Origin of the sequence: Ilyobacter sp. (assembly GCF_041583315.1) — a bacterium.
Lineage (GTDB): Bacteria > Fusobacteriota > Fusobacteriia > Fusobacteriales > Fusobacteriaceae > Ilyobacter.
This window is the reverse complement of record NZ_JBFHGC010000217.1, coordinates 1-4,506: the sequence shown is the minus strand read 5'-3', so window position 1 is coordinate 4,506 and position 4,506 is coordinate 1. Positions and strand designations below refer to the sequence as shown.

The following is a 4,506-nucleotide window of genomic DNA, read 5'->3' as shown; positions in this document are numbered from 1 at the left end:
CTTATTTCCTGTTTTTTCTGCCCAGGTGGCAATATCTTTCTTAAATCCGGAATCTGTTGATTTTATTGACAGAACTTCTCCGTCTTTTATAGTTTCCATAGTTTTTTTTGTTTTTAAAATCGGTCCCGGGCACTGAAGTCCGCAGGCATCAACCTCTATAACTTTATTCATCTCTCTCTCCTCATCTATAAGTTCTGAGACTGTTCCGCAGCATGAAGCTTCCTTGTGTTTAAATTCATCTATATCACCGAAGATATCCCTGTTGCTCTGATCAAGAGTGGTATACTGCCAGAGTTTATATCCTCCGTCAAGATTCTTTGCCTTGAATCCGTGCTGTGCAAGCATCCTGTAAGCTATGTAGCCTCTCAGACCTACCTGGCAGTAAACAATATACTCTTTATCCTTATCGAGCTTAGATAAGCTGTCACGGAGTTCTGCAAGATCAACGTGGACAGATCCAGGGATAGAACCCAGGTCATTTTCATCCTTTGTCCTTATATCAAGCAGTTCTGCATTGTTATTCTTGAGATAGTCTTCTATTTCAAAGTATCTGATTGTTTCCACTTCGCCGTTGATCATATTTTCAGCCACATATCCCAGAATATTTACCGGGTCTTTTGCAGAGTTGTATGGAGGAGCATAGGCGAGCTCGAGATCCTGAAGGTCCCATATTTTCATCTTACCCTTTATTGCTGTGGCGATGACATCTATTCTCTTATCTACCCCTTTACATCCTAGGCCCTGTGCTCCCAAGATATCTCCCTCTTTTGTAAAAAGAAGTTTTAAAGTAATAGGTACACCACCTGGATAATAGCTGGCATGACTGTTCCTGTTCACTGTGGCTACCAAATATTCCCTACCTGCATTTTTGAGATATCTCTCGTTCAGGCCTGTAGCTGCTACCGTAGTATCAAAAGCTTTAATTATAGAAGTCCCTAATGATCCGTTATATGTCTTTTGATTGGTTCCCAGCATATTGTCAGCCACTATACGCCCCTGTCTGTTTGCAGGCCATGCAAGGGGGATTATAGACTCCTCACCGCTGAGGTAGTGCTTCACCTCTATAGCATCTCCCACAGCATAGATATTTTCATCAGAGGTCTGAAGGTACTCGTTTACACTTATACCGCCCTTTGATCCTACATCTAGTCCGGCATCTTTTGCCAGATCATTTTCAGGTTTTACCCCTATAGCCATGATCACAAGATCTGCCTTGATCTCTTTTCCGCTTTCCAGCTTCACCACTGTCTTTCCCTCTTTATCTTCAAACTGGGTAACCCCGTCTTTTAGGTATAGTTCTACATCCTTGTCCTTTATATTCTGGTGTACCTGGGCTGCGATCTCCGTATCGACCATGGTCAGTACCTGATCTGCCTTTTCCAGGATGGAGACCTCTATATCTCTCTCAAGAAGATTTTCAGCCACCTCTATACCGATGAATCCGGCACCTACCACTACGGCTCTTTTGACACTGTTTTTTTCTATGTGACTGATGATGCTGTCCATATCACTCATATTTCTCAGTGAAAAAATATTCGGTGAGTTTACCCCTGGAATAGGGGGGATAAAAGGAGCTGCTCCTGGAGAAAGAAGAAGCCTGTCATAGCTTTCCTCAAAAGTTTCTCCTGTTTTCAGGTTTTTAGCATAGACTTTTTTATTTTCTTTGTCTATTTTTGTTACCTCAGTTTTTATTTTTACATCTATGTTAAATCTTGTTTTCATTCCCTCTATAGTCTGAACCAGGAGGTTTTCTCTTTCTTTGATGACTCCCCCTATATGATATGGAAGCCCGCAGTTTGCAAAGGAGATGTATTCCCCTCTTTCAAACATTATGATCTCTGCATCTTCATTTATTCTTCTCAGTCTGGCAGCAGCAGATGCACCACCGGCTACTCCCCCTACTATTAATACTTTCATTATTTTGAACCCCCTTATGTCAGATTATTCATCATTGGCATTGTTTAAGATAAAATTTGCAAACTCTTTCAAGTCTCCTGCTTTAAAAATAGTCACTCCCTTGTTTTTGTCTCCTAAAACCACTAACTGGTCTCCAGGCTGTATATCAAAATAATCTCTGGCTTTCTTAGGGATGACTATCTGCCCTCTTTCTCCCACAGTTACAGTTCCACAGATACATTTTCCGTCTTTGAATTCCAGCATACACTCCTCCTTTTCATATAATTCATACTTTTCATACAAATTATACATCCCTAATATGTTTTGGTCAATTTTTTTTTTAATAAAGTTTAAAAACAGCAGGTTCTCCTATAATTTTTTCATAAAATATGGAGGATATTTATGATTATTAAGAATACTATTGTAGGATTCATTTTATTGGCAGAGGTGAAATAAGTAATATTTAAAGGTCTGTTTTTATTGATTTTTTAATTATGAAGAGGCGATGATCATGGGAAATTTAATTAAAAAGTATGATTTTTTTAACCCCAGTGTTTTCAAAGATTTTTTTGAGGACGATGTTTTTAATGATAAGGTGTTCCGAAGAAGAGCCACACCTCCTGTAAATGTTTCTGAAGATAATGAGAAGTATCAGATAGAGGTTTCAGTTCCCGGAATAGAAAAGGAAAACATCAAGGTGACAAGGGACAAGGAGATGCTCACAATCTCATATGAGCAGAAAACCTCAGATGAATACAAGGATAAAAACTATCACAGAAAAGAGTTCCAGAGTCAGTCCTTCAGTCGTAGTTTTAACATGCCCCCTGATGTAGATTATGAAAAAATATACAGCAAACATCAAGACGGAGTTTTGACAATCCACCTCCCTAAATCAGAAACTGCTAAAAAAGAGGATGTAGTGGATATTGAGATTCACTAAGAGAACATTAAATAATGTATTTTATAGAAAAGGGCCCCGTATTCCGGGACCCTTTTAAATTTCCGATTCAATCGTAAAAATTCTCAAAATCTAAAAAAAATATTGACAAAATTGAAGAAAAAAGTATAATTATATTAGAAAATAATTATATAGTTATAAAGGAGTTGAAATATGATAATTGAAGATTTTCAGATAAAAGTATTTAAAGCCCTCGGTCACCCTGTGAGGTTTGCAATAGTGAAAAAACTTTTAGAGGGGGAAAGATGCGTATGTCAGCTTCAGGAAGACGTAGATTTTTCCCAGTCCAATCTTTCTCAGCATCTGAAGATACTAAAAAATTCAGGGATTCTTTCCTCAGAAAAAAAGGGACTCAATGTGCACTATAAAATAAAAAGAGATGAGATTGTAGAGGTAATAAAGTTAGTGGAGAGTTTTGTAAAAAAAGACATCCTTGATATAGCAGAAGGGATGAAATAGGGATAAAAAAATTTAAACAGGAGATGGTTTAAGATGTTAGGTTATATATTTAATTTTGGCTGGCTAGATGCTCTGGTGAGAATGCTTGTGGAAAATATTTTTAAAATATCCATGGATACTCATCTAGGCGGAAGTGTACATTTCTTTATCTTTGACAGTATCAAGATATTAATACTGTTGTCTATAATGATATTTGGGATCTCTTATATAAGAAGTTATTTTTCTGTGGAAAAAACCAAACTTGCCCTGGAAAAAATAGGCGGGCTCAAAGCACACATTGCCGCTAGCCTGTTTGGAATAGTGACTCCCTTTTGTTCTTGCTCCAGTGTGCCGCTTTTCATAGGTTTTGTAGAGGGAGGGATTCCACTAGGGGTTACTTTTTCATTCCTCATAACTTCTCCCATTGTAAATGAAGCAGCCCTTGTTATTCTCTTGGGAACTTTTGGGTTTAAGGTGGCTCTTTTATATGTGGTTTCTGGAGTGGTAATAGGAGTTTTAGGTGGATACCTCATACATATCTTAAAATTGGAAAAATATGTAGAAGAGTATGTGTATCAGATGAAAATGGGAAGCCAGGAAATAGTTGAGCTGAACCATAAAGAAAGAATAAGCTTTGCCAAGGAGAATGTAAAAGAGATAGTTACAAAGATATGGAAATATCTTCTTGTGGGAATAGGTATAGGGGCCTTAATTCACGGATGGGCTCCAGAGGAGATTTTATCAAAATATGCAGGTCCTGATAATCCTCTTTCAGTAATTGTTTCTACGATAATAGCCATACCACTTTATTCTAATGCAATGGGAACTATACCAATAGCAGAAGCCCTTATAAATAAAGGGGTAGGTATGGGGACTGCTATGGCTTTTATGATGGCTACCACAGCACTCTCTCTTCCAGAGATGATACTGCTGAGAAAAGTTGTAAAACCCAAGCTTATCGGTATCTTCACAGCGATAACAGGGATAAGTATTATAGGAGTAGGATATCTTTTCAATATAATAATATAAGGAGGGAATTATGGATATTAAAATTTTGGGAACAGGGTGTAAAAAATGCAAGGATCTTACAAACAATGTGAAAGAGGCTGTAGCTGCTGCTTCTGTAGAAGCCTCGGTAGAAAAAGTAGAGGATTTCAAAGACATAATGGGTTATGGTGTTATGACTACTCCTGCCGTTGTAATAGATGGTAAGG

6 protein-coding genes are annotated in these 4,506 nt (G+C 37.8%); 4 read left to right on the top strand and 2 right to left on the bottom strand.

Features of this window, described 5'->3' with window-relative positions:
• The coding region (locus ABZA26_RS08545) for a CoA-disulfide reductase (protein WP_372714100.1) at positions 1 to 1,917 on the bottom strand (1,917 nt) is incomplete at its 3' end.
• A 24-nt stretch (positions 1,918 to 1,941) separates the two neighbouring features.
• Complete coding sequence (locus ABZA26_RS08540; RefSeq protein ID WP_372714099.1) at positions 1,942 to 2,160, bottom strand: AbrB/MazE/SpoVT family DNA-binding domain-containing protein; 219 nt, start codon at positions 2,158 to 2,160, stop codon at positions 1,942 to 1,944.
• 247 nt (positions 2,161 to 2,407) lie between these two features.
• Here ABZA26_RS08540 and ABZA26_RS08535 point away from each other — a divergent pair, with 247 nt between their 5' ends.
• The 4 genes from ABZA26_RS08535 to ABZA26_RS08520 form a co-directional block, all read left to right on the top strand.
• Complete coding sequence (locus tag ABZA26_RS08535) at positions 2,408 to 2,836, top strand: Hsp20/alpha crystallin family protein (protein WP_372714098.1); 429 nt, start codon at positions 2,408 to 2,410, stop codon at positions 2,834 to 2,836.
• 171 nt (positions 2,837 to 3,007) lie between these two features.
• Positions 3,008 to 3,313 carry an ArsR/SmtB family transcription factor gene (locus ABZA26_RS08530; protein ID WP_372714097.1) on the top strand — a complete coding sequence of 102 codons (306 nt, stop codon included), beginning with the start codon at positions 3,008 to 3,010 and terminating at the stop codon, positions 3,311 to 3,313.
• Positions 3,314 to 3,346: 33 nt separating this feature from the next.
• A complete protein-coding gene (locus ABZA26_RS08525) occupies positions 3,347 to 4,321 on the top strand; it encodes a permease (RefSeq protein ID WP_372714096.1) in 975 nt (324 codons plus the stop codon).
• Between the two features lie 10 nt (positions 4,322 to 4,331).
• Positions 4,332 to 4,506, top strand: a 175-nt coding sequence (locus ABZA26_RS08520; RefSeq protein WP_372714101.1) for a thioredoxin family protein, incomplete at its 3' end; no start/stop codon positions are given.

What these genes read in the sequence shown, in the direction of transcription:
- ABZA26_RS08540 (WP_372714099.1), bottom strand. Translation starts at nt 2,160, where the DNA reads ATGCTGGAATTCAAAGACGGAAAATGTATCTGTGGAACTGTAACTGTG.
- ABZA26_RS08535 (WP_372714098.1), top strand. Translation starts at nt 2,408, where the DNA reads ATGGGAAATTTAATTAAAAAGTATGATTTTTTTAACCCCAGTGTTTTC.
- ABZA26_RS08530 (WP_372714097.1), top strand. Translation starts at nt 3,008, where the DNA reads ATGATAATTGAAGATTTTCAGATAAAAGTATTTAAAGCCCTCGGTCAC.
- ABZA26_RS08525 (WP_372714096.1), top strand. Translation starts at nt 3,347, where the DNA reads ATGTTAGGTTATATATTTAATTTTGGCTGGCTAGATGCTCTGGTGAGA.